Origin of the sequence: Streptomyces sp. NRRL S-1022, assembly GCF_000720135.1 — a bacterium.
GTDB lineage: Bacteria > Actinomycetota > Actinomycetes > Streptomycetales > Streptomycetaceae > Streptomyces.
The window spans coordinates 80306-102780 of record NZ_JOIU01000007.1 but is presented as its reverse complement, the minus strand read 5'-3'; the positions used below and the strand labels follow the sequence as shown (position 1 = coordinate 102780).

The window sequence follows — 22475 nt, the reverse complement described above, 5'->3', positions numbered from 1 at the left end:
GGGCTAACCGAGGTACGCCGGTGACACCGCGGCCGGGCTGATCCGGCGGGGCCGGCCCGAGCCGTCCGCGGGGACCTCGTAGAGGTCGGCGCCGTAGTCCCCGGGCAGCGCGTACACGAGCGTGCGCGCGTCCTTCCACAGGGCCTGGTCGTCCACGCTGCGCGGCTCGGCGAGCGGGGTCTCCCGCATGGTCCGCAGGTCCAGGACGTACAGCCGCCAGGGCGCGTCCTTCGGCAGGCCCGCGACCCGCTTCTTGTACGCGACCCGGGTGCCGTCCGGCGACAGGGACGGGCACTCCACGTTCGTGTGCAGCGTGGTGACCGTGCGGCGGCGCAGATCGCCGCGGACCAGGTACGTCCGCCCCCCGCTCGCCATCGTCGCGTAGAAGGTGCGGTCGTCGGCCGCGAACGTCACGCCCCAGAAGTTGACGTCCGCCGCCCGGTACGGACGCCCGTCCCTGACGATCCGGAACGCCTCCAGGGACGGGATCAGCTCCCCGCTGCGGGTGTCCACGATCGCCGCGCGCGTGGAGAAGTCGGTCCCGGCGTACGAGTCGCCGCCCACGAACGCCGTCCAGGCGGCGAAGTGCCCGGTGGGGGAGACCCGGGCGCGTGAGGGGATGCCCGGCACGTCGTAGCGGTCCACGGTCCGCAGCCGGGCGTCCAGGATCAGCGCGCGGTAGGTGTCCGAGACGGGTCCGTGCACGGCCTGGAGGCACACGCCGGTGCCCGAGGCGGCGTGGAAACGGAGGCACTTGAGGCCGGCGGCGGTGCGCGGCCCGCCCGGGTCGCCCGCGGGGACGGCCGTCAGCTCGTCCCGGTGCGGCCCCCACGCCATGTTCCGGAACACCAGCCGTCCGGCGCCGCGCAGCGTCACCGTGCCCGGGGTGACGCGCGGTCCGCCCGCCTGCGGGTGGTCACGGCGGTCCGCCCGCGCGGAGGCGTGCAGCACGGAGGCCAGGGCGACGGCCGCGAGCACGGCGACGGCCGAGACGAGGACGAGGACGCGGCTGCGTACGGTCATGCGGGCACCGGCCCCTTCGGGCGCAGGGTGAGGGAGAACGCGGCGCACGCGGCCAGCGCCGCCGCCGCCCCGGCCAGGGCCGCCCGGTCGCCCCACACCGTCCAGGCCGCGCCGAACAGCAGCGAGCAGGCGAACCGGGTCAGCGCCTGCCCGGTCTGTACGACGGCCAGCCCGGAGGAGCGCAGTGCGTCCGGCACGCTGTCGGAGGCGGCGGCCATCAGCACCCCGTCGGTGGCCGCGTAGAAGCCGCCGTGCAGGGCGAGCACCAGACCGGGCAGCAGCGTGCCGTGCCAGGAGGTCAGCAGCAGCCCGTAGGCCAGCAGCAGGGCGCCGTGGCCGGCCAGGAAGACCGGCCAGCGGCCCACCCGGTCCGCGAGCCGGCCGAGCGGCACCGCCAGCAGCAGGAACGCGGCGGCCGTGCCCAGCGGCAGCAGCGCGAACCAGCGGTCGGGGACGCCGAGGCGGCGCTGGAGCAGCAGGTAGACGAAGGAGTCGCTGACCGTGGCCAGGCCCAGCAGCAGCGCGCAGCCGGTGATCCGGCGCAGGTCGCGGCGGCGCAGCAGGGCGAACGCCGCCCGCAGCGTGGGCCGCTCCGCCGGGACCGGGCCGCGCCGGCCGCCCGGCACGAACAGGACCAGCACCAGGACGCCGAGTACGGCGACACAGAAGCTGACGGTGAACACCGCGTCGTACCCGTCCACGGTGGCCCGGAGGATCAGGAACGCCACCAGCGGCCCGAGCAGAGCCCCGGCGGTGTCCATCGCCCGGTGCACCCCGAAGGCCCGCCCGCGCGTCTCGGGCGTGCTGGACAGCGAGATCAGCGCGTCGCGCGGTGCCGTGCGCAGCCCCTTGCCCGTCCGGTCGGCGGCGAGCACCACCCCGATCGGCGTCAGCGAGTGCGCCACCAGCAGCAGCGGCTTGCACACGGCCGAGACGGCGTAGCCGAGCCCGGCGACCCACTTGTGCCGCCCGCCGCCCCGGTCGGCCAAGTGCCCGCCCACCAGGCGCACGAGCGCCGAGAACCCGTTGTAGATGCCGTCCAGCAGCCCGAAGCCCAGGGGTGACAGCCCCAGCCCGGTCACCAGGTACAGCGGCAGCACCGCCGTCACCATCTCCGACGACACGTCGGTGACCAGGCTCACCGTCCCCAGGGCGAGCACGGTGGGGGCGAGGGCCGCACGGCGCCGCCCGGCGGAAGGCCGGACGGCGCCCTGAGCGGACGTACTGGCACGGCTGTCCGCTACGTACACGTCAGGACGCCCAGATGCCGGAGATGTCCTTGGCGGAGGCCGCGTTGCCCGCGTGCGTGCTCAGGCCCTGGCTGTCCTCCAGGGTGCGCAGCAGGTCGTAGTGGTTGTACGTGGTGGCGGAGCTGGACCCGGGGGTCACGGGCTGGCCGTAGAGCACGGTCGGGATCCGGTTGCCGCTCAGCCGGTTGTCCTCGTCGAAGGTGACGACGAGCAGGCTGTTGTGGGTCTTGGCCCAGGTCGCGTAGGCGCCCAGGTTGTTCTTCAGCCAGGTGTCACCGGTGGACACCGAGCAGTCGTGCATGTCGCTGCACAGGTTCGGCACCACGAACGACACCTGGGGGAGCGTCGTGTAGTCGGCCGGGAACTGCGTGAAGGTCTTCGCGGTCGAGGTCGGCACGTTGCTGAAACCGAACCACGGGTTGTGCTTGCGGGCGTAGTCGCCGCTGCTGCACGTCGTGGAACCCTGGCTCGGCAGCGTCTCGTTGTAGCTGGCCCAGGTGCGGCCGGCGGCGATCAGCTCGGAGGCGAGGTTGGGCGCCGACGAGAAGCCCGGGGTGTAGCAGCTGTCGTCGGTGATGCCCTGGGTCGAACCGGAGAACAGCGCGAAGTAGTTGGGCTGGCTGGGGTGGGTCTCGGCGTACGACTGGGTCAGGTTGGCGCCGCCCGTCTTCAGCGAGTTGATGTACGGCGCGCTGGAGGACCCGATGACCTGGCTGTACGCATGGTTCTCGAAGACCACGACGACCACGTGGTCCGGGCTGGGCACGGCGCCCGCGGCATGGGCGGACTCGCCGCCGAGCCCGGTCCACAGACCGACGGCGGCTGCGGCGAGGGCCGCGGCGGACGCCACGGCGGTACGGGCACGGCGATACGCCGAACGTGCAGAACTGCCGGACACATCAACCTCCGGGGAATGGATGGACGGCTGGCGGTGCGGACAGAGCATGCACACGCCAACATTCCCGCGGCCCACGCAAGCCAACCTCACGGGTGAAGACCCGATGAACGCCGGGTACTTGGGCTCCCATGGCGAAGATCCTCATCGGCACCTGCGGCTGGACCGACCCGGACCTGCTCAGGAGCGGCTGGTATCCCCCCGGCCACCGCGACACCGAGAAACGCCTGCGGTACTACACGACCCGCTTCCCGCTGGTGGAGGTCGACTCCCCGTACTACGCCCTGCCCAGCCCCCGCACCACCGCCCTGTGGGCCGACCGCACGCCGACCGGCTTCCGCTTCGACGTCAAGGCGTTCTCCCTCCTCACCGGCCACCCCACCCGTCCCGCCGCCCTCCCGCCGGACCTGCGCGGCCACCCCCGGGACGAGGACCTGCGCACCGAGATCTGGAACCGCTACGCCGAAGCGCTGGCCCCCCTGCGCCACTCCGGCCGGCTGGGCACCGTCCTCTTCCAGTACCCGCCCTCCCTCACTCCCGGCCCGAAGGCCGAGAGCTTCGTCCGCACCGCCCGCGAGCGCGCCCGCGACTGGCCGTTCGCGGTGGAGTTCCGCGACCCCGCCTGGTGGCACCCCGACCGGGCGGACCGTACGGCCGCCTTCCTCAGGGACCTGCACGCGACCGCCGTGGCCACGGACACCTACGAGGGCGTCCAGCCCGCTCCCGTGACGACCCCCGGCCTGTCCGTCATCCGCTTCCACGGCCGCAGCCCCCACTGGGGGAAGGGCACGAAGGAGGACCGCTTCCGGCACGCCTACACCGAGCGGGAGCTGACCGAATGGCTGCCCGGCATCCAGGCCCTGGCGGAGGCCGCCGACGAACTGCACGTCCTCTTCAACAACTGCTGCGCGGACGCGGCGCCCACGGCGGCCCGGACGCTCCAGGACCTCCTGCGGACGCCGCACCAACGCGGCACCACCAGCCGCACCGCGCCCTGACCGGGGGCCGCGCACGGCGGGGAGGGAACGTGCCGTTCCACCGCCCCCCGGCACAGGCCGGCCACCCTCCGGCGGCACACCCCGGCCAGGCCGCCGCACGCAGAAGGGACACCGCCCGACGCGTCCCGGCCCACCACGGGCACGCCGCACGACCCGGCCCACCGCAGGCACGCCGCACGCCCCGGGCCGCCGCGGGCACGGCGGCCGCGCCGCACGCCCCCGGGTGCCGGCACCGGCTGCCGCACGCCTCGGCCCACCGGCGCCGGTCGCCGCGGGGACGGCGGGCGTCCCCCGCACCGCGCGCGGACGGCGAGCCGCCCCCCCGTGCGCAAACCGGCCCCGCAGGCGTGGCAGGTGCGCCACGGGCCAGCACGCACCGGTGCCGGTCGCCGCGGGCATGGCCGGCGCACTCGCACCGCGCGCACGGCGAGCCCCCCCCCGCGAACCGGCCCCGCAGGTGCGCCACGGGCCAGCACGCACTGGTGCCGGTCGCCGCGGGCATGGCCGGCGCACCCGCACCGCGCGCACGGCGAGCCCCCCCGCGAACCGGCCCCGCAGGTGCGCCACGGGCCAGCACGCACTGGTGGCGGTCGCCGCGGGCATGGCCGGCGCACCGCCATCGCGCGCGGACGGCGCCCCCCGTGCGCGAAGCCGCCGTCGCTGCCTCCGGTTAGGCTCTGGCCAGGACGAGCTCGATCCGAGACGTACGCAAGGGGAGGTCACGGACATGACGCCGGGGCGCAGGAGCAGCACCTTCACCCGTCTGCTGCGGCACGGCTTCACGGACCCCTCCGCCGCCGAGCGCCTCCTCGACGGCCCCGAACTGGCCCCCGTCCGCGACGACCCCGTCCTCCTGGAAGCCCTCGGCGCCACCGCCGACCCCGACCTCGCCCTGCACGGCCTGGTCCGCCTCCTGGAGGCCCAGCCCGGCGCCACCGCCCACCGCGAGCTGCTGGACACCCTCATCGCGGCCAAACCCCTCCGCGACCGCCTCCTCGGCATCCTCGGCGCCTCCGCCGCCCTGGCCGACCACCTGGCCCGCCACCCCGGCGACTGGCAGGCCCTGGTCACCTACGAGCCGCACGACCTGCACCCCGGCGTCACGGAGTTCGAACACGGCCTGGCCGAGGCCACCGACCCGGTCTCGCTCCGGATCGCCTACCGCCGCTGCCTGCTGTCCATCGCCGCCCGGGACGTCTGCGGCACCACCGACGTCGCCGAGACCGCCGCGGAACTCGCCGACCTGGCCACCGCCACCCTGCGCACCGCCCTGTCCCTGGCCGAGCGGGCCGCACCCGAGGACGCCGCCGCCTGCCGCCTCGCGGTGATCGCGATGGGCAAGTGCGGCGGCCACGAGCTGAACTACGTCTCCGACGTGGACGTGATCTTCGTGGCGGAGCCGGCCGAGGGCGTCCCCGAGCACCAGGCCCTGCGGTCCGCCACGAGACTCGCCTCCCACCTGATGCGGATCTGCTCCGAGACGACCGTCGAGGGCTCCATCTGGCCGGTGGACGCCAACCTCCGCCCCGAGGGCCGCAACGGCCCCCTCGTCCGCACCCTCAGCAGCCACCTCGCCTACTACCAGCGCTGGGCGAAGACCTGGGAGTTCCAGGCCCTCCTCAAGGCCCGCCCGGTGGCCGGCGACCGCGCGCTCGGCGAGGCGTACGTCGACGCCCTCGAACCCCTCGTCTGGAAGGCGGCCGAGCGCGAGAACTTCGTGGCGGACGTCCAGAAGATGCGCCGCCGCGTGGTCGAGAACATCCCCGCCGCCGAGATCGACAGGGAACTCAAGCTGGGCCCCGGCGGCCTCCGCGACGTCGAGTTCGCCGTCCAGCTCCTGCAGCTGGTGCACGGCCGCACCGACCCGGGCCTGCGCAGCGGCACCACCCTGGACGCCCTCCAGGCCCTGGCCGCCGGCGGCTACGTCGGCCGCGAGGACGCCGCCCGCCTGGACGAGGCGTACCGCTTCCTGCGCTCCATGGAGCACCGCATCCAGCTGTACCGGCTGCGCCGCACCCACCTCGTCCCCGAGTCCGAGCCGGACCAGCGCCGCCTCGGCCGCTCCCTGGGCCTGCGCACGGACCCGGTGACCGGCCTGAACCGCGAGTGGAAGCGGCACACCGGCGTCGTACGCCGGCTGCACGAGAAGCTCTTCTACCGCCCGCTGCTCGACGCGGTCGCCCAACTCGCCCCCGGCGAGGCCCGGCTGCGCCCGGAGGCGGCCCGCGAACGGCTGGAGGCGCTCGGCTACGCCGACCCGGCCGCCGCCCTGCGCCACCTGGAGGCCCTGGCCTCCGGCGTGACCCGCAAGGCGGCGATCCAGCGCACCCTGCTCCCGGTCCTGCTGGGCTGGTTCGCCGACTCCGCCGACCCGGACGCCGGCCTGCTGAACTTCCGCAAGGTCTCCGACGCGCTCGGCAAGACGCCCTGGTACCTGCGGCTGCTGCGCGACGAGGGCGCGGCGGCCGAGAACCTGGCCCGCGTCCTGTCGGCCGGCCGCCTCGCCCCCGACCTGCTGATGCGCGCCCCCGAGGCGGTCGCCCTGCTCGGCGACGGCAGCGGCGCCGGCCCGGCGGCCCTCGGCGGCGGCCTGGCGCCCCGCGACCGCGCCCAGCTGGAGCAGGAGATCCTGGCGGCCGTGGGCCGCGCCGAGAACGCCGCGCAAGGCGTCACCGCGGCCCGTGGCGTCCGCCGCCGCGAGCTGTTCCGCACCACCGCCGCCGACATCATCAGCTCCTACGGCACCGAGAGCAGCCCCGTCGTGGCCGACCAGGGCGCCCTGGTGGACCGGGTCGGCGCGGCCGTCTCCGACCTGACCGCGGCCACCCTCGCCGGCACGCTGCGCGCGGTCGTCCGGGACGGCTGGGGGGACACCCTGCCCACCCGGTTCGCGATCATCGGGATGGGCCGCTTCGGCGGCCACGAGCTGGGCTACGGCTCCGACGCGGACGTGCTGTTCGTGCACGAACCCCGGGACGGCGTCGACGAGCACGAGGCGGCCGCGGCGGCGAACCGGGTCGTCGCCGAGATGCGCCGCCTGCTCCAGCTGCCCAGCGCCGACCCGCCGCTGCTCATCGACGCCGGCCTGCGCCCGGAGGGCAAGTCGGGCCCCCTGGTGCGCACCCTGAAGTCGTACGAGGCGTACTACCGCCGCTGGTCCCTGGTCTGGGAGTCACAGGCGCTGCTGCGCGCCGAGCCGGTCGCCGGCGACGAGGACCTGGCCCGGCGGTTCGTGGAGCTGGCCGACCCGCTGCGTTACCCGGCCAAGGGCCTCGGCGAGGACGCGGTCCGCGAGATCCGCCGACTCAAGGCCCGCATGGAGTCCGAGCGGCTGCCCCGCGGCGCCGACCCCAAGCTGCACACCAAGCTCGGCCCCGGCGGCCTGTCCGACGTCGAGTGGACCGTGCAGCTGATCCAGCTCCGGCACGGCCACCGCGTCCCCGGCCTGCGCACCACCCGCACCCGGCAGGCCCTGGCCGCCGCCCGCGAGGCCGGGCTGCTGGCCGCGGAGGACGCCGGGATCCTGGACGAGGCGTGGGTGCTGGCCACCCGGGTGCGCAACGCGGTGATGCTGGTCCGCGGCCGGGCCGGGGACACCTTCCCGACCGAGCCGCGCGAGCTGGCCGCCGTCGGCCGCTACCTGGGCCACGGGGCCGGGCACGCCGGGGACATGCTGGACGCCTACCGCCGTACCGCCCGCCGGGCGCGCACGGTGGTGGAGGAGCTGTTCTACGACGACAGGGCCTGAGCCGGCGCGGGCGGCCGGGCCGGCACCAGCCGGGGCAGCGCGTGCGGCAGGCGGCCGTACCACACCCGGGCGACCGCGCAGCCGAAGGCCAGGCAGAGCACCCCGCCCACCGCGTCGAGCCAGAAGTGGTTGGCCGTGGCGACGATCACCAGCAGGGTGGCCGCCGGATACAGCAGCCCCAGCACCCGCGCCCACGGCACCGAGGCCAGCGCGAAGACCGTCAGCCCGCACCACAGCGACCAGCCGATGTGCATCGACGGCATCGCCGCGTACTGGTTCGACATGTGCTTGAGGTCGCCGGAGGCCATCGAACCCCAGGTGTGGTGCACCGTCACGGTGTCCACGAAGTGCCCGCCGTGCATCAGCCGGGGCGGCGCGAGCGGGAACAGGTAGTAACCGACCAGGGCCACACCCGTGGTCGCGAACAGCACCATCCGGGTGGCCGCGTACCGGCCGGGATGCCACCGGTACAGCCAGACGAGCACCCCGAGCGTGACGGCGAAGTGCAGGGTGGCGTAGTAGTAGTTCATCCCCACGATCAGCCAGGACACCGAATTCACGGCGTGGTTGACCGACTGCTCGACGGCGACGCCGAGCGAGTGCTCGGCGCGCCAGATCCAGTCCGCGTTGCGCAGGGCCTTGCCCCGCTGCTCCGGCACCGCGTTGCGGATCAGCGAGTACGTCCAGTAACTCACCGCGATCAGAAGGATCTCGAACCACAGCCGGGGCCGGCGCGGGCGGCGCAGGCGGTCCAGCGGACCGGGCCGGTCCCCGCCCGTGACGGTTCCCGGAACGGCCACCTGCTCGTGCCCCTCCGGCCCTGTCACGGTCGAGTCACTCATAGGCACAGAGTCTGCCAGATGCGGCATCCCCGGCCGATCATCCCAAGGCCGGGTCCGCGGCGCACCTTCTACGACGCGCGGAGGGCGTGCGGGGCCGAAGCGGTGGAGCCGCGCACCACCAGTTCCGGCATGAACACGAACTCGCTGTGCGGTGCCGGGGTCCCGCCGATCTCCTCCAGCAGGGTGCGCACGGCGGCCTGCCCCATCGCCGGGACCGGCTTGCGGACCGTGGTCAACGGCGGATCGGTGAAGGCGATCAGCGGGGAGTCGTCGAACCCGACCACGGACACGTCCCGGGGGACCTCCAGGCCCCGCTGGCGGGCCGCCCGTATGGCGCCCAGCGCCATCATGTCGCTGGCGCAGACCACGGCCGTGCAGTCCCGGTCGATCAGCGCGCTCGCCGCCGCCTGGCCGCCCTCCAGCGTGTACAGCGAGTGCTGCACCAGCTCCGTCTCGACGGTCTGCGGGGGCAGGCCCAGCTGGTCGTGGACGGCCCGGACGAAGCCCTCGATCTTGCGCTGCACGGGCACGAACCGCTTCGGCCCCAGCGCGAGCCCGATCCGGGTGTGCCCCAGCGACACCAGGTGGGTCACCGCGAGCGCCATCGCCGCCCGGTCGTCGGGGGAGATGAACGGCGCCTGCACCTTCGGCGAGAAGCCGTCCACCAGTACGAACGGCACGCCCTGGGCGCGCAGCCGCTCGTAGCGCTGCATGTCGGCGGTGGTGTCCGCGTGCAGCCCGGAGACGTAGATGATCCCGGCGACCCCGCGGTCCACCAGCATCTCGGTCAGCTCGTCCTCCGTGGACCCGCCCGGGGTCTGCGTGGCGAGCACCGGCGTGTAGCCCTGGCGGGTCAGCGCCTGGCCGATGACCTGGGCCAGGGCCGGGAATATCGGGTTCTCCAGCTCCGGCGTGATCAGCCCCACCAGGCCCTCGCTGCGCTGCCGCAGCCGCACCGGGCGCTCGTAGCCGAGCACGTCCAGCGCGGCGAGCACGGACTGGCGGGTGGTGGCGGCGACGCCCGGCTTCCCGTTGAGGACCCGGCTGACGGTCGCTTCGCTCACCCCCGCCTGCGCAGCGATGTCGGCAAGCCGTGTGGTCACGCCACTGGACTGTACCGGTCGTATCCGCCCTTGCACACCGCTCGGGCGCCGGTCGCGGGCGGGCGCACGGCCTGCCGTGGGTTGCTGCGTCATCGCGCTCCCTCGGGATTCTTCGTGGCAAGAGCTTGCAAGTCTTGCACAGCTGCCGTCCAGACCGCTCAGCTCCTGCACCACCGGGTTGCGTCCCGGTCGCCGGGCGGTCACGGCGGGGTAACCATCGTGTCGCCTTGCACTTTTTTTCTGCAAGGTCTTTCGCAACGCTTACACGGCTGTTACGTTCCCACTCGCCCGGCGGCCTCCTCCACGCTCGACTTCGCTCGCGCTGGGGGACCCCCATCGGCGCAGTGGCAACACTCGGGCTTAACCCTCAAGGAGAACTCATGCGGCGTGGCATAGCGGCCTCCGCGCTGGTGGCGTCCCTCGCCCTGACGGCGACGGCGTGCGGCGGAAGCGACAGCGACAGCGGGAAGTCGGACGGCCCGGTCACCATCACCTGGTGGGACACCTCCAACGCCACCAATGAGGCGCCGACGTACAAGGCCCTGGTCCAGCAGTTCGAGGCCGCCAACAAGAACATCAAGGTCAAGTACGTCAACGTGCCCTTCGACCAGGCGCAGAACAAGTTCGACACCGCGGCCGGCGCCACGGGTGCCCCGGACGTGCTGCGCTCCGAGGTCGGCTGGACCCCGGCCTTCGCCAAGAAGGGCTTCTTCCTGCCGCTGGACGGCACCGACGCCCTCGCCGAGCAGGGCAAGTTCGAGCCGAACCTGATCAAGCAGGCCCAGTACGAGGGCAAGACCTACGGCGTGCCGTTCGTCACCGACACCCTCGCGCTGGTCTACAACAAGGCCCTGTTCAAGAAGGCCGGCATCACCGAGGCCCCCAAGACCTGGGACGACCTGAAGGCCGACGCCGCCAAGATCAAGGACAAGGCCGGGACCGACGGCTACTGGGGCTCCACCCAGGCCTACTACGCCCAGACCTTCCTCTACGGCGAGGGCGCCGACACCGTCGACGTCGCCGCCAAGAAGATCACCGTGAACTCGGCCGCCGCCAAGAAGGCCTACGGCACCTGGCTGAGCCTGTTCTCCGGCAAGGGCCTGCACAAGGCCGACGCCACCGCCGACGCCTACGCCCACATCCAGGACGCGTTCGTCAACGGCAAGGTCGCCGCGATCATCCAGGGCCCCTGGGAGATCACGAACTTCTACAAGGGCAGCGCCTTCAAGGACAAGTCGAACCTCGGCATCGCCACCGTCCCGGCCGGCTCCGCCGGCAAGGCGGGCGCCCCGACCGGCGGCCACAACCTCTCGGTCTACGCCGGCTCCGACAAGGCCCACCAGCAGGCGGCCCTGAAGTTCGTGAAGTACATGACCTCGGCGCAGGCCCAGGAGACCATCGCGCTGAAGAACTCCACCCTGCCCACCCGCTCCGACGCCTACACCGACAAGGTCAAGACCGACCCGGGCATCGCCGGCTACCAGGGCGTCCTGGCCGCCGCGCAGCCCCGCCCGGCGCTGCCCGAGTACAGCTCCCTGTGGGGCCCGCTCGACACCGAGCTGCCCAAGATCGCCAGCGGCAAGGAGTCGCTGGACAAGGGCCTGGGCAACGCCGAGCTGGCCATCTCCAAGCTGGTCGACGGCTTCAGCAAGTGAGTCCGAGTGGCCGTCGGACCCTCCCCGTGCGAACGGGGAGGGAAGGATCCGGCGGCCACCGCCCTGTGCCCAGCCCAACCCCTTGAACGTTTGAAGGTGTCGAACCATGACAGTCGCCATCGACCGCGCGACCGGCAAGCGCCGCGGTGACCGCGCGCCTCGTCCCGGGCTGGGGCAGCGCGTCAGGAACAGCTTCCAGAGGTACTGGTACGCCTACGCGATGATCGCCCCGGTGGTCCTCGTGCTCGGCGTCCTCGTGGGCTATCCGCTGGTGCGGGGCTTCTACCTCACCCTCACCGACGCCAACAGCCTCAACTCGGCGCGCACGATCGGCGTCAACCACATCGACGCCACCTACAAGTTCATCGGCCTGGACAACTACAAGGACATCCTGTTCGGCCCGACGGCGTACGACCGGTTCTGGTCGCACTTCCTGTGGACCGTGTTCTGGACGGTGGCCTGCGTCGCCCTGCACTACACCATCGGCCTCGGCCTCGCGCTCATGCTCAACCAGAAGCTGCGCGGCCGTACCGTCTACCGGCTGCTGCTCGTCCTGCCCTGGGCCGTGCCGACCTTCGTCACCGTCTTCTCCTGGCGGATCATGCTCGCCGACTCCGGCGCGCTCAACCAGCTCCTCGGCAGCCTCCACCTGCCCCAGCCGGAGTGGCTGGAGGACACCTTCTGGCAGCGGTTCTCCGCGATCATGGTCAACACCTGGTGCGGTGTGCCGTTCATGATGCTGTCCCTGCTCGGCGGCCTGCAGTCCATCGACTCCACGCTCTACGAGGCCGCGGAGATGGACGGCGCCACCGCCTGGCAGCAGTTCCGGCACGTCACCCTGCCCGGGCTGCGCTCGGTCGGCTCCACCGTCGTGCTGCTCGGCATCATCTGGACCTTCAACCAGTTCGTCATCATCTTCCTGCTGTTCGGCAAGAACTCCGCCCCGGACGCCCAGATCCTCGTCACCTGGGCCTACGCCCTGGGCTTCGGCCAGCAGCCGCGCGACTTCGCCCAGTCCGCCGCGTACGGCGTGCTGCTGCTGTCGATCCTGACCGTCTTCACCTCCTTCTACTTCCGCTGGCTGAAGCGCAATGACCAGCTCGCCGTCTGACGCCGCAGGAGCCGCCGCCATGAGCACCACCACCCTGGACACGACCGAGACCGCCCCGGCCCCCGCACCCGCGCCCCGGCGCCGGGGCCGCCGGCGCGGCGAGCGCGGCCCGGCCGGCACCGCCCTGCTGCACGGCGGCCTCGTCGTGGCGAGCCTGATCGCCCTGGCCCCGGTGGCCTGGCTGTGCTACCTCTCCCTCGGCCCGGACAAGGAGGACTACCTGCACCCGGGCGGGATCGCGGGCAAGGCGACCTTCTCCAACTACAGCTTCGTGCTGGAGCACACCGGGTTCCTCGACTGGTTCAAGTCGACCATGATCGTGGCCCTCGGCACCACGCTGATCGGTGTCCTGGTCGCCGCGACCACCGGCTACGCGGTCTCCCGGATGCGCTTCCCCGGCTACAAGCAGCTGATGTGGGTCCTGCTGCTCACCCAGGCCTTCCCGATCGCCATCCTGATCGTGCCGATGTACGAGATCTTCAGCGAACTCGGCCTCATCGACAGCTACTGGGCGCTGATCCTCATCAACTGCACCACCGCGGTGCCGTACAGCGCCTGGCTGCTCAAGGGGTACTTCGACACCATCCCCTTCGAGATCGACGAGGCCGGACGCGTGGACGGGCTGAGCCCGTTCGGCACCTTCTTCCGGCTCATCCTGCCGCTGGCCCGCCCGGGCCTGGCCGTGGCCGCGTTCTACAACTTCATCACCGCCGTCGGCGAGGTCGCCTTCGCGACCACCTTCCTGCTGGACGACTCCAAGTACACGTTCGCCGTCGGCCTGCAGACCTTCGTCAGCGAGCACGACGCCCAGTGGAACTACATGGCCGCCACCGCGGTGCTGATCGCGATACCCGTGACCGTGTTCTTCTACCTCGTGCAGAAGAACCTCGTCACCGGTCTCACCGCCGGCGGCACCAAGGGCTGAGGCCCGCACCCCGACCAGGCGGGCCGCTGTGCCATCCGACCCCGCTGTACCGCGGCCCGCCTCGCAGTCCCTCCCGGCCGCCCGCCGCCGCACCCACCGCCCGACCACCATGCCCCTGTTACGTATCAAGGACACCATGAGCCAGCAGCACCCTGCCGCACCGGCCCGCCACTCCGCCGTCGCCACCGTCGCCGCCCGCCATGACTGGTGGCGGGACGCGGTCATCTACCAGGTCTACCCGCGCAGCTTCGCCGACAGCAACGGCGACGGCATGGGCGACCTGGAGGGCGTACGCTCCCGTCTGCCCTACCTGCGTGACCTCGGCGTCGACGCCGTGTGGCTCAGCCCCTTCTACGCCTCCCCGCAGGCCGACGCCGGCTACGACGTCGCCGACTACCGCGCCGTGGACCCGATGTTCGGCACCCTGCTGGACGCCGACGCGCTGATCCGCGACGCCCACGCGCACGGCCTGCGCATCATCGTGGACCTCGTCCCGAACCACTCCTCCGACCAGCACGAGTGGTTCAAGCGCGCCCTCGCCGAGGGCCCCGGCTCCCCGCTGCGCGAGCGCTACCACTTCCGCCCCGGCAAGGGCGAGGACGGCGAACTCCCGCCCAACGACTGGGAGTCCATCTTCGGCGGCCCGGCCTGGACCCGGGTCACGGAACCCGACGGCACGCCCGGCGAGTGGTACCTGCACCTCTTCGCCCCCGAGCAGCCCGACTTCAACTGGGAACACCCGGCCGTCGGCGACGAGTTCCGCTCCATCCTGCGGTTCTGGCTGGACATGGGCGTGGACGGCTTCCGCATCGACGTCGCCCACGGCCTGGTGAAGGCCGAGGGTCTCCCCGACCTGGGTTCCCACGACCAGCTCAAGCTGCTGGGCAACGATGTCATGCCGTTCTTCGACCAGGACGGCGTGCACGCCGTCTACCGGCAGTGGCGCACGATCCTCGACGAGTACTCCCCCAGCCTCCGGCCGGGGGGACCCCCAGAACGCATCTTCGTCGCCGAGGCCTGGACGCCGACCGTCGAGCGCACCGCCAACTACGTCCGCCCCGACGAGCTCCACCAGGCCTTCAACTTCCAGTACCTGGGCACGGAGTGGGACGCGGCCGAGCTGCGCGGGGTGATCGACCGGACCCTGGAGGCCATGCGCCCGGTCGGTGCCCCCGCCACCTGGGTGCTGTCCAACCACGACGTCACCCGGCACGCCACCCGCTTCGCCAACCCGCCCGGCCTCGGCACCCAGATCCGCACGGCGGGCGACCGCGAACTGGGCCTGCGGCGCGCCCGGGCGGCCACCCTGCTGATGCTGGCGCTGCCCGGCTCGGCGTACGTCTACCAGGGCGAGGAACTGGGCCTGCCGGACGTCGTGGACCTGCCCGACGAGGTGCGCCAGGACCCGGCGTACTTCCGGGGCGCCGGCCAGGACGGCTTCCGCGACGGCTGCCGGGTGCCGATCCCGTGGACCCGGGAGGGCTCGTCGTACGGCTTCGGCAGCGGCGGCAGCTGGCTCCCGCAGCCGGCGGGCTGGGCCGAGCTGAGCGTGGAGGCGCAGACGGGCGTGCCCGGCTCGACGCTGGAGCTGTACCGGGCCGCGCTGCGGGCGCGCCGCTCGCACCCGGACCTGGGCGCCGGTGACGCGGTGGAGTGGCTGCGGGCGCCCGAGGGCGTACTGGCCCTCCGGCGCGGCGACTTCGTGTGCGTCGCGAACACCACGGGCGAGTCGGTGACGACCCCGGCGTACGGCCGTGTGCTGCTCGCCAGCGGGGAGATCGCCGAGACCGGCGGCGAGGCGAAGGTGCCCGCCGACACGACCGTGTGGTGGACGACGGCGGAGTGAGACCGGGCCGGCGGCCCCGGCTGATGCCCGCTCTGAAAGTTCTTTCATGAACTTCACTACGGCCCGCTGCCTTTCGGGCAGCGGGCCTTTAACATCTGCGTCACCGCAAGTTTGCTGAAAGATTTCAGCAAGCGCCGTCAGCGGTCCTTGCCTTCAACGTCGAAGGAACCCCACATGGCACGCAGAACCCTCCCCGCGGCGGTCGCCCTCACGGCCGCCGCCCTGATGAGCATGACCCCGACCGCCGCCGAGGCCTCCCCGCCCGGCACCAAGGACGTCACCGCCGTCCTGTTCGAGTGGAACTACGCCTCGGTGGCCAAGGAGTGCACCACCACCCTCGGGCCCGCCGGCTACGGCTACGTCCAGGTCTCCCCACCCGCCGAGCACATACAGGGCTCGCAGTGGTGGACGTCGTACCAGCCGGTGTCGTACAGGATCGCGGGCCGCCTCGGCGACCGCACGGCGTTCCGGGACATGGTGAACACCTGCCACGCGGCCGGTGTGAAGGTCGTCGTCGACACGGTGGTCAACCACATGTCGGCGGGCAGCGGCACCGGCACCGGCGGCTCGTCCTACACGAAGTACGCCTACCCGGGCCTGTACTCCTCCTACGACTTCGACGACTGCACCTCCCAGGTGTCGAACTACTCCGACCGCTGGAACGTGCAGCACTGCGAACTCGTCGGCCTGGCCGACCTGGACACCGGCGAGGAGTACGTCCGCAAGACGATCGCCGGCTACCTGAACGACCTGCTCACCCTCGGGGTCGACGGCTTCCGCATCGACGCGGCCAAGCACATTCCCGCCGACGACCTCGCCAACATCAAGAGCCGCCTGACCAGCCCGTCGGTCTACTGGAAGCAGGAGGTCATCTACGGCGCGGGCGAGGCCGTCCAGCCCTCCGAGTACACCGGCAACGGGGACGTCCAGGAGTTCCGCTACGCCTACGACCTCAAGCGGGTCTTCACCAGTGAGAAGCTCGCGTACCTCACCAACTACGGCGAGGGCTGGGGCTACCTGAACAGCTCGGCCGCCGGCGTCTTCGTGGACAACCACGACACCGAGCGCAACGGCAGCACCCTGAACTACAAGAGCGGCGCCGACTACACGCTGGCCAACGTCTTCATGCTCGCCTGGCCCTACGGCGCCCCCGACATCAACTCCGGCTACGAGTGGTCGGACGCCGACGCCGGCCCGCCCAACGGCGGCCGGGTGAACGCCTGCTGGCAGGACGGCTGGAAGTGCCAGCACGCCTGGCCGGAGATCATCCGCATGGTCGCCTTCCGCAACGCGACCCGCGGCCAGGCGGTCGGCAACTGGTGGGACAACGGCAACAACGCGATCGCGTTCGGCCGGGGCGCCAAGGGCTACGTGGCCATCAACCACGAGTCCTCGTCGCTGACCCGCACCTACCAGACGTCCCTGCCCGCCGGGACGTACTGCAACGTCCAGAACAACACCACGGTGAGCGTGAACTCCAGCGGACAGTTCACCGCCACCCTCGGCTCGGACACGGCCCTGGCGATCTACGCCGGCAAGTCCAGTTGCTGAAACCGTTGCTGACGGTGCGTGAAACCCCTTTCGGGCGGTTTCACGCCCCTTGCTGCAAGTCCCCGTCGCAATCCCCCTGAGGAGTCACGACCCGTGATACCGAGATGGCCGGCGCCCCGCACGCGCCGTACGCCGCATGGCAGAAGAAGGGCCGCCGCTCTCACCGGCCTGGCCCTCGCCGCCGCCCTGGTCCAGGCACCGGCGGCCCGGGCCGCCACCCCGCCCGCACCCCCCTCGGACGCGAAGCTCGCCGCCGTGCCCGCCCGGCACGACGACACCCGCGAGCAGTTCTACTTCGTCATGCCGGACCGGTTCGCCAACGGGGACACCTCGAACGACCGGGGCGGACTCACCGGCTCCCGGCTCAGCACCGGCTACGACCCCACCGACAAGGGCTTCTACCAGGGCGGCGACCTCAAGGGCCTGACCGGGAAGCTGGACTACATCAAGGGGCTCGGCACCACCGCCATCTGGCTGGCCCCCATCTTCAAGAACCGCCCGGTGCAGGGCACGGGCAGCAACGCCTCCGCCGGCTACCACGGGTACTGGATCACCGACTTCACCCAGGTCGACCCGCACTTCGGCACCAACCAGGACCTCAAGACCCTCATCGCCAAGGCGCACGCCAAGGGCATGAAGGTCTACTTCGACGTCATCACCAACCACACCGCCGACGTCGTGGACTACGAGCAGAAGTCCTACGACTACCTGTCCAAGGGCGCCTTCCCGTACCTGACGAAGGACGGCAGGCCCTTCGACGACGCGGACTACGCCGACGGCAGGCGGCCCTTCCCGGCCGTCGGCACCGGCTCCTTCCCGTACACCCCGAAGGCCGCCGACAGGAGCAAGGTCCCGGCCTGGCTCGACGACCCGGCGCTGTACCACAACCGGGGCGACTCGACGTACGCCGGCGAGTCCGCCACCTACGGTGACTTCTCCGGCCTGGACGACCTGTGGACCGAGCGTCCCGAGGTCGTGCACGGCATGGAGAAGATCTACGAGCGGTGGGTGCGGGACTTCGCCGTCGACGGGTTCCGGATCGACACCGTCAAGCACGTGAACATGGAGTTCTGGACCCAGTGGGCGACCGCACTGGACCGGTACGCGGCACAGCGCGGGCGGAAGAAATTCTTCATGTTCGGCGAGGTCTACTCCGCCGACACCTCCGTCACCTCGCCGTACGTCACCCAGGGCCGGCTCGACGCCACCCTCGACTTCCCCTTCCAGGACGCGGCCCGCGCCTACGCCTCCCAGGGCGGCAGCGCGCGGAAGCTGGCGGGCGTCTTCGGTGACGACTACCGGTACACCACCGACAAGGCCAACGCGTACGAGCAGGTCACCTTCCTCGGCAACCACGACATGGGCCGCATCGGATACTTCCTGAAGCAGGACAACCCGAAGGCGACCGACGCCGAGATCCTGGCCAAGGACAGGCTCGCCAACGAGGTGATGTTCCTCAGCCGGGGCAACCCGGTCGTCTACTACGGCGACGAACAGGGCTTCACCGGCTCCGGCGGCGACAAGGACGCCCGCCAGACCATGTTCGCCTCCAAGGTCGCCGACTACCTGGACGACGACGAGATCGGCACCGGCCGCACCCACGCGAGCGCCGCCTACGACCGCGGCGCCCCCCTCTACCAGGACATCGCCGCCCTCGCCAAACTCCGGAAGGACAACCCGGCGCTCACCGACGGCGTGCAGACCGAGCGGTACGCGGCCGACGGCGCCGGCGTCTACGCCTTCACCCGGACGGACGCACGCTCCGGCACCGAGTACGTCGTCGCCCTCAACAACGCCGGCGAGGCGAAGACCGCCACCTTCGAGACCGGTTCCGCGGGCATGACGTACCGCGGGATCTACGGCACGCACGCCGCGGCGGACTCCGACGCCGACCGCAAGGTCACGGTCACCGTCCCGGCCGGCTCCGCCGTCGTCCTCAAGGCCGCCGGCCCCCTGGCCGAGCCCACCGCCAAGCCGTCCCTCACCTTGAAGGCCCCGGACGCCGGCGCCACCGGCACCGTCGAGCTGTCCGCCGACGTCGAGGGCGGACAGCTGAACCGGGTCGTCTTCGCCGCCCAGGTCGGCAACGGCGCCTGGCACACCCTCGGCTCCGCCGACCACGCCCCGTACAAGGTCACCCAGACCATCGGCAAGGGCGTGAAGGCGGGCACCGTCCTGCGCTACAAGGCCGTCGTCGTCGATTCCGCGGGACGCACCGCGAGCGCCACGGCGACCAGCGCCACCGGCACCGCGCCCGCGCCCGAGGTCCCCACCGCCTCCTCCCGCGACTACGCGGTCGTCCACTACAAGCGCACCGACGGCGACTACGACAACTGGGGCCTGTACGCCTGGGGCGACCTCGCCGACGGCGAGGCCACGAACTGGCCCGCCAGTCACCCCTTCGTGGGCCGGGACGCCTACGGCGCCTTCGCCTACGTCAAGCTCAAGCCCGGCGCCTCGAACGTCGGCTTCCTGGTCATCGACAAGGACGGCGACAAGGACGTCTCCGCCGACCGGAGCATCGACGTCACCAGGACCGGCGAGGTGTGGATCGAGCAGGGCAAGGCCGACGTCCTGACCACGAGGCCCGACTACCCGGCGCAGGACGAGACCAAGGCGGTCATCCACTACCACCGCGCCGACGGCGACTACGCCGGCTGGGGCCTGCACGTCTGGACCGGCGCGGCGAACCCCACCGACTGGTCGAACCCGCTGAAGCCGGTGAAGACTGATGCCTATGGCGCGGTCTTCGAGGTGCCGCTCAGCGCGGGTGCCACCGGTCTCAGCTACATCATCCACAAGGGCGACGAGAAGGACCTGCCCACCGACCAGTCCCTCGACCTCAAGTCGGACGGCCACGAGGTGTGGCTGTTGAACGGCCAGGAGGAGCACCTGCTGCCGCAGCCCGCGGGCAGCGCGGCCGCGCTCGACCTGAGCACCTCCAAGGCGATCTGGATCGACCGGGACACCGTCGCCTGGAACGGCGTCGAGGGCGCCGCCTCCACCCAGCTCCTCTCCTCCCACGACGGCTCGATCACCGTCAGGGACGGTGCGCTGACCAGTGACGACGAGCGCTGGCTGCGATTGGCCAAGACCACCCTGACCGACGCCCAGAAGGCGAAGTTCCCGCACCTGAAGGACTACACCGCCTGGTCCGTCGACCCCCGTGACCGGGACCGGGTGCGCGGCGCGCTCGCCGGGCAGCTCGTCGCCACCCAGCGGGCCGCGAACGGCGCCGTCCTGGCCGCGACCGGTGTGCAGACCGCCGGCGTGCTGGACGACCTGTACCCCGGGGCGACGAAGGCCGCCCTCGGGCCGGCCTTCCACGACGGCAGGCCCACACTGGCCGTCTGGGCGCCGACCGCGCAGAGCGTCCACCTCGACCTCGACGGCACGTCCGTGAGGATGCACCGCAACGACACCACCGGTGTCTGGTCCGTCACCGGTCCGGCGTCCTGGAAGGGCAAGCCTTACCGGTATGTGGTGAGGGTGTGGGCGCCCAGCGTCCGCAAGGTGGTCACCAACAAGGTCACCGACCCCTACTCGGTCGCGCTGACCGCGAACTCGGCGCGCAGCCTCGTCGTGGACCTGAACGACAAGAAGCTCGCCCCGCGCGGCTGGGCGGCTCTGCGCAAGCCCAGGGCGGTGCCGTTGAGGGGCGCGCAGATCCAGGAGCTGCACATCCGGGACTTCTCGGTGGCCGACAAGACCGTTCCGGCCGAGGACCGGGGCACCTACCTGGCGTTCGCCGACAAGAACAGCGACGGTTCGAAGCACTTGCGGGCGCTGGCGAAGGCGGGGACGTCGTACGTGCATCTGCTGCCTGCCTTCGACATCGCCACGATCCCCGAGAAGCGGGCCGATCAGGCGACGCCGGACTGTGACCTGGCCTCCTACCCGGCCGATTCCGACAAGCAGCAGGAGTGCGTGGCGAAGACCGCCGCGAAGGACGCCTACAACTGGGGTTACGACCCGTACCACTACACGGTCCCGGAGGGCTCCTACGCCACCGACCCGGACGGCACCGCCCGTACCGTTCAGTTCCGCACGATGGTGAAGGCGCTCAACCAGGACGGCCTGCGGGTCGTCATGGACGTCGTCTACAACCACACGGCGGCCGCCGGCCAGGCCGAGACCTCGGTGCTCGACCGGATCGTGCCCGGTTACTACCAGCGGCTGCTGGCGGACGGCTCGGTGGCCACCAGTACCTGCTGTGCCAACACCGCGCCGGAGAACGCGATGATGGGCAAGCTGGTCGTGGACTCGATCGTCACCTGGGCCAGGCAGTACAAGGTCGACGGGTTCCGTTTCGACCTCATGGGCCATCACCCGAAGGCCAACATCCTGGCCGTCCGCAAGGCCCTGGACGCGCTCACGCCCGAGAAGGACGGCGTGGACGGCAGGAAGATCGTCCTGTACGGCGAGGGCTGGAACTTCGGCGAGGTCGCGAACGACGCCCGGTTCGTGCAGGCCACGCAGCAGAACATGGCCGGCACCGGCATCGCCACCTTCTCCGACCGTGCCCGGGACGCGGTGCGCGGCGGCGGCCCCTTCGACGCCGACCCCGGCGTGCAGGGTTTCGCGTCCGGGCTGTACACCGACCCCAACTCCTCCGCGGCCAACGGCACGAGGCAGGAGCAGAAGGCCCGGCTGCTGCACTACCAGGACCTGATCAAGGTCGGTCTGAGCGGCAACCTCGCCCGGTACCGCTTCACCGACACCGACGGCAAGGACGTCACCGGCGCCCAGGTCGACTACAACGGCCAGCCCGCCGGCTACGCGGCAGCGCCCGGCGACGCCCTCGCCTACGTCGACGCGCACGACAACGAGTCACTGTTCGACGCGCTGGCCTACAAGCTGCCCAAGGACACCCCGGCCGCCGACCGGGCCCGCATGCAGGTCCTGGCGATGGCCACCGCGGCCCTCTCCCAGGGCCCGGCCCTCTCCCAGGCCGGCACCGACCTGCTGCGCTCGAAATCCCTGGACCGCAACTCCTTCGACAGCGGGGACTGGTTCAACGCCATCCACTGGAACTGCGCGGACGGCAACGGCTTCGGCCGCGGACTGCCACCGGCGGCCGACAACGCCTCCAAGTGGGACTACGCCCGGCCGCTGCTCACCAGCGTGAAGGTCGGCTGCCCGCAGATCACCGGGGCCTCGGCCGCCTACCGGGACCTGCTCAGGATCAGCACGACGGAGAAGGCGTTCTCGCTCGGCACGTCCGCGCAGGTGCAGCAGCACCTCTCCTTCCCGCTGTCCGGCAAGGACGAGACCCCGGGCGTGATCACCATGCGCCTCGGTGACCTGGTCGTCGTCTTCAACGCCACCCCCGAGCGGCAGGAACAGCGGATCCCGGCGCTGGCCGGGCGGCACTACCGGCTGCACCCGGTGCAGGCCGCCGGCGCCGACCCGGTGGTGAAGACCTCCGCCTACACGGCCGGCCCGGGCACGTTCAGCGTCCCGGCGCGGACCGTCGCGGTGTTCACGCGGGCGGGGAAGTAGGGTCGGGCCGACGCCGTAGAACAGGA

Annotated in this window: 13 protein-coding genes; 8 read left to right on the top strand and 5 right to left on the bottom strand. The window is 71.9% G+C overall.

Translation table 11 applies throughout. The features are described 5' to 3' along the window. Positions 1-3: 3 nt before the first annotated feature. From IG05_RS0109615 to IG05_RS0109605, 3 genes are read right to left on the bottom strand one after another with little or no spacing between them, the layout of a single operon-like run. Complete coding sequence (locus tag IG05_RS0109615; protein WP_030341056.1) at positions 4-1023, bottom strand: TolB family protein; 1020 nt, start codon at positions 1021-1023, stop codon at positions 4-6. Beyond that, positions 1020-2273, bottom strand: a complete 1254-nt coding sequence (locus IG05_RS0109610; RefSeq protein WP_030341054.1) for an MFS transporter — start codon at positions 2271-2273, stop codon at positions 1020-1022. The genes IG05_RS0109615 and IG05_RS0109610 overlap by 4 nt, the downstream gene beginning before the upstream one ends. A 1-nt stretch (position 2274) precedes the next feature. Further along, positions 2275-3219, bottom strand: coding sequence for an alkaline phosphatase family protein (locus tag IG05_RS0109605; RefSeq protein WP_420707575.1), 945 nt, complete (start codon positions 3217-3219; stop codon positions 2275-2277). 80 nt (positions 3220-3299) lie between these two features. On the opposite strand from IG05_RS0109605, the gene IG05_RS0109600 reads away from it, so the two are divergent. Further along, the gene (locus tag IG05_RS0109600) at positions 3300-4166 is read left to right on the top strand and encodes a DUF72 domain-containing protein (RefSeq protein ID WP_030341050.1); all 867 of its coding nucleotides are present in this window, start codon (positions 3300-3302) and stop codon (positions 4164-4166) included. 727 nt (positions 4167-4893) lie between these two features. Continuing rightward, positions 4894-7914, top strand: a complete 3021-nt coding sequence (locus IG05_RS0109595) for a bifunctional [glutamine synthetase] adenylyltransferase/[glutamine synthetase]-adenylyl-L-tyrosine phosphorylase (RefSeq protein WP_030341048.1) — start codon at positions 4894-4896, stop codon at positions 7912-7914. Here IG05_RS0109595 and IG05_RS0109590 read toward each other — a convergent pair. Beyond that, positions 7896-8756 (bottom strand): phosphatase PAP2 family protein, encoded by an 861-nt coding sequence (locus IG05_RS0109590; protein ID WP_199808279.1) that lies wholly within the window; start codon positions 8754-8756, stop codon positions 7896-7898. The two genes, IG05_RS0109595 and IG05_RS0109590, sit on opposite strands and share 19 nt — an antisense overlap. A 68-nt stretch (positions 8757-8824) precedes the next feature. Then, on the bottom strand, positions 8825-9859 hold the full coding sequence (locus tag IG05_RS0109585) for a LacI family DNA-binding transcriptional regulator (protein WP_030341044.1): 1035 nt from the start codon (positions 9857-9859) through the stop codon (positions 8825-8827). 380 nt (positions 9860-10239) lie between these two features. Here IG05_RS0109585 and IG05_RS0109580 point away from each other — a divergent pair, with 380 nt between their 5' ends. The 6 genes from IG05_RS0109580 to pulA all read left to right on the top strand — a co-directional run bounded on the left by IG05_RS0109580 (position 10240) and on the right by pulA (position 22449). Continuing rightward, entirely contained in the window at positions 10240-11514 is a 1275-nt protein-coding gene (locus IG05_RS0109580) for an extracellular solute-binding protein (RefSeq protein WP_030341042.1), read from the top strand. Positions 11515-11620: 106 nt separating this feature from the next. Next, positions 11621-12625, top strand: a complete 1005-nt coding sequence (locus tag IG05_RS0109575) for a carbohydrate ABC transporter permease (protein WP_030341041.1) — start codon at positions 11621-11623, stop codon at positions 12623-12625. A 19-nt stretch (positions 12626-12644) separates the two neighbouring features. Continuing rightward, on the top strand, positions 12645-13550 hold the full coding sequence (locus tag IG05_RS0109570; RefSeq protein ID WP_030341039.1) for a sugar ABC transporter permease: 906 nt from the start codon (positions 12645-12647) through the stop codon (positions 13548-13550). A gap of 136 nt (positions 13551-13686) precedes the next feature. Beyond that, positions 13687-15396, top strand: a complete 1710-nt coding sequence (locus IG05_RS0109565; RefSeq protein WP_030341036.1) for a glycoside hydrolase family 13 protein — start codon at positions 13687-13689, stop codon at positions 15394-15396. 174 nt (positions 15397-15570) lie between these two features. After that, complete coding sequence (locus tag IG05_RS0109560) at positions 15571-16947, top strand: alpha-amylase (RefSeq protein WP_030341033.1); 1377 nt, start codon at positions 15571-15573, stop codon at positions 16945-16947. Positions 16948-17040: 93 nt separating this feature from the next. Further along, positions 17041-22449, top strand: coding sequence for a pullulanase-type alpha-1,6-glucosidase (gene pulA / locus IG05_RS0109555; protein WP_030341030.1), 5409 nt, complete (start codon positions 17041-17043; stop codon positions 22447-22449). Positions 22450-22475: the final 26 nt, after the last annotated feature.

Bases quoted from the DNA above. Each gene is read 5' to 3' on its own strand.
- IG05_RS0109600 (WP_030341050.1), top strand. From the start codon at position 3,300: ATGGCGAAGATCCTCATCGGCACCTGCGGCTGGACCGACCCGGACCTG.
- IG05_RS0109590 (WP_199808279.1), bottom strand. From the start codon at position 8,756: ATGAGTGACTCGACCGTGACAGGGCCGGAGGGGCACGAGCAGGTGGCC.
- IG05_RS0109605 (WP_420707575.1), bottom strand. From the start codon at position 3,219: ATGCTCTGTCCGCACCGCCAGCCGTCCATCCATTCCCCGGAGGTTGAT.
- IG05_RS0109580 (WP_030341042.1), top strand. From the start codon at position 10,240: ATGCGGCGTGGCATAGCGGCCTCCGCGCTGGTGGCGTCCCTCGCCCTG.
- IG05_RS0109595 (WP_030341048.1), top strand. From the start codon at position 4,894: ATGACGCCGGGGCGCAGGAGCAGCACCTTCACCCGTCTGCTGCGGCAC.
- IG05_RS0109570 (WP_030341039.1), top strand. From the start codon at position 12,645: ATGAGCACCACCACCCTGGACACGACCGAGACCGCCCCGGCCCCCGCA.
- IG05_RS0109565 (WP_030341036.1), top strand. From the start codon at position 13,687: ATGAGCCAGCAGCACCCTGCCGCACCGGCCCGCCACTCCGCCGTCGCC.
- IG05_RS0109560 (WP_030341033.1), top strand. From the start codon at position 15,571: ATGGCACGCAGAACCCTCCCCGCGGCGGTCGCCCTCACGGCCGCCGCC.
- IG05_RS0109575 (WP_030341041.1), top strand. From the start codon at position 11,621: ATGACAGTCGCCATCGACCGCGCGACCGGCAAGCGCCGCGGTGACCGC.
- IG05_RS0109615 (WP_030341056.1), bottom strand. From the start codon at position 1,023: ATGACCGTACGCAGCCGCGTCCTCGTCCTCGTCTCGGCCGTCGCCGTG.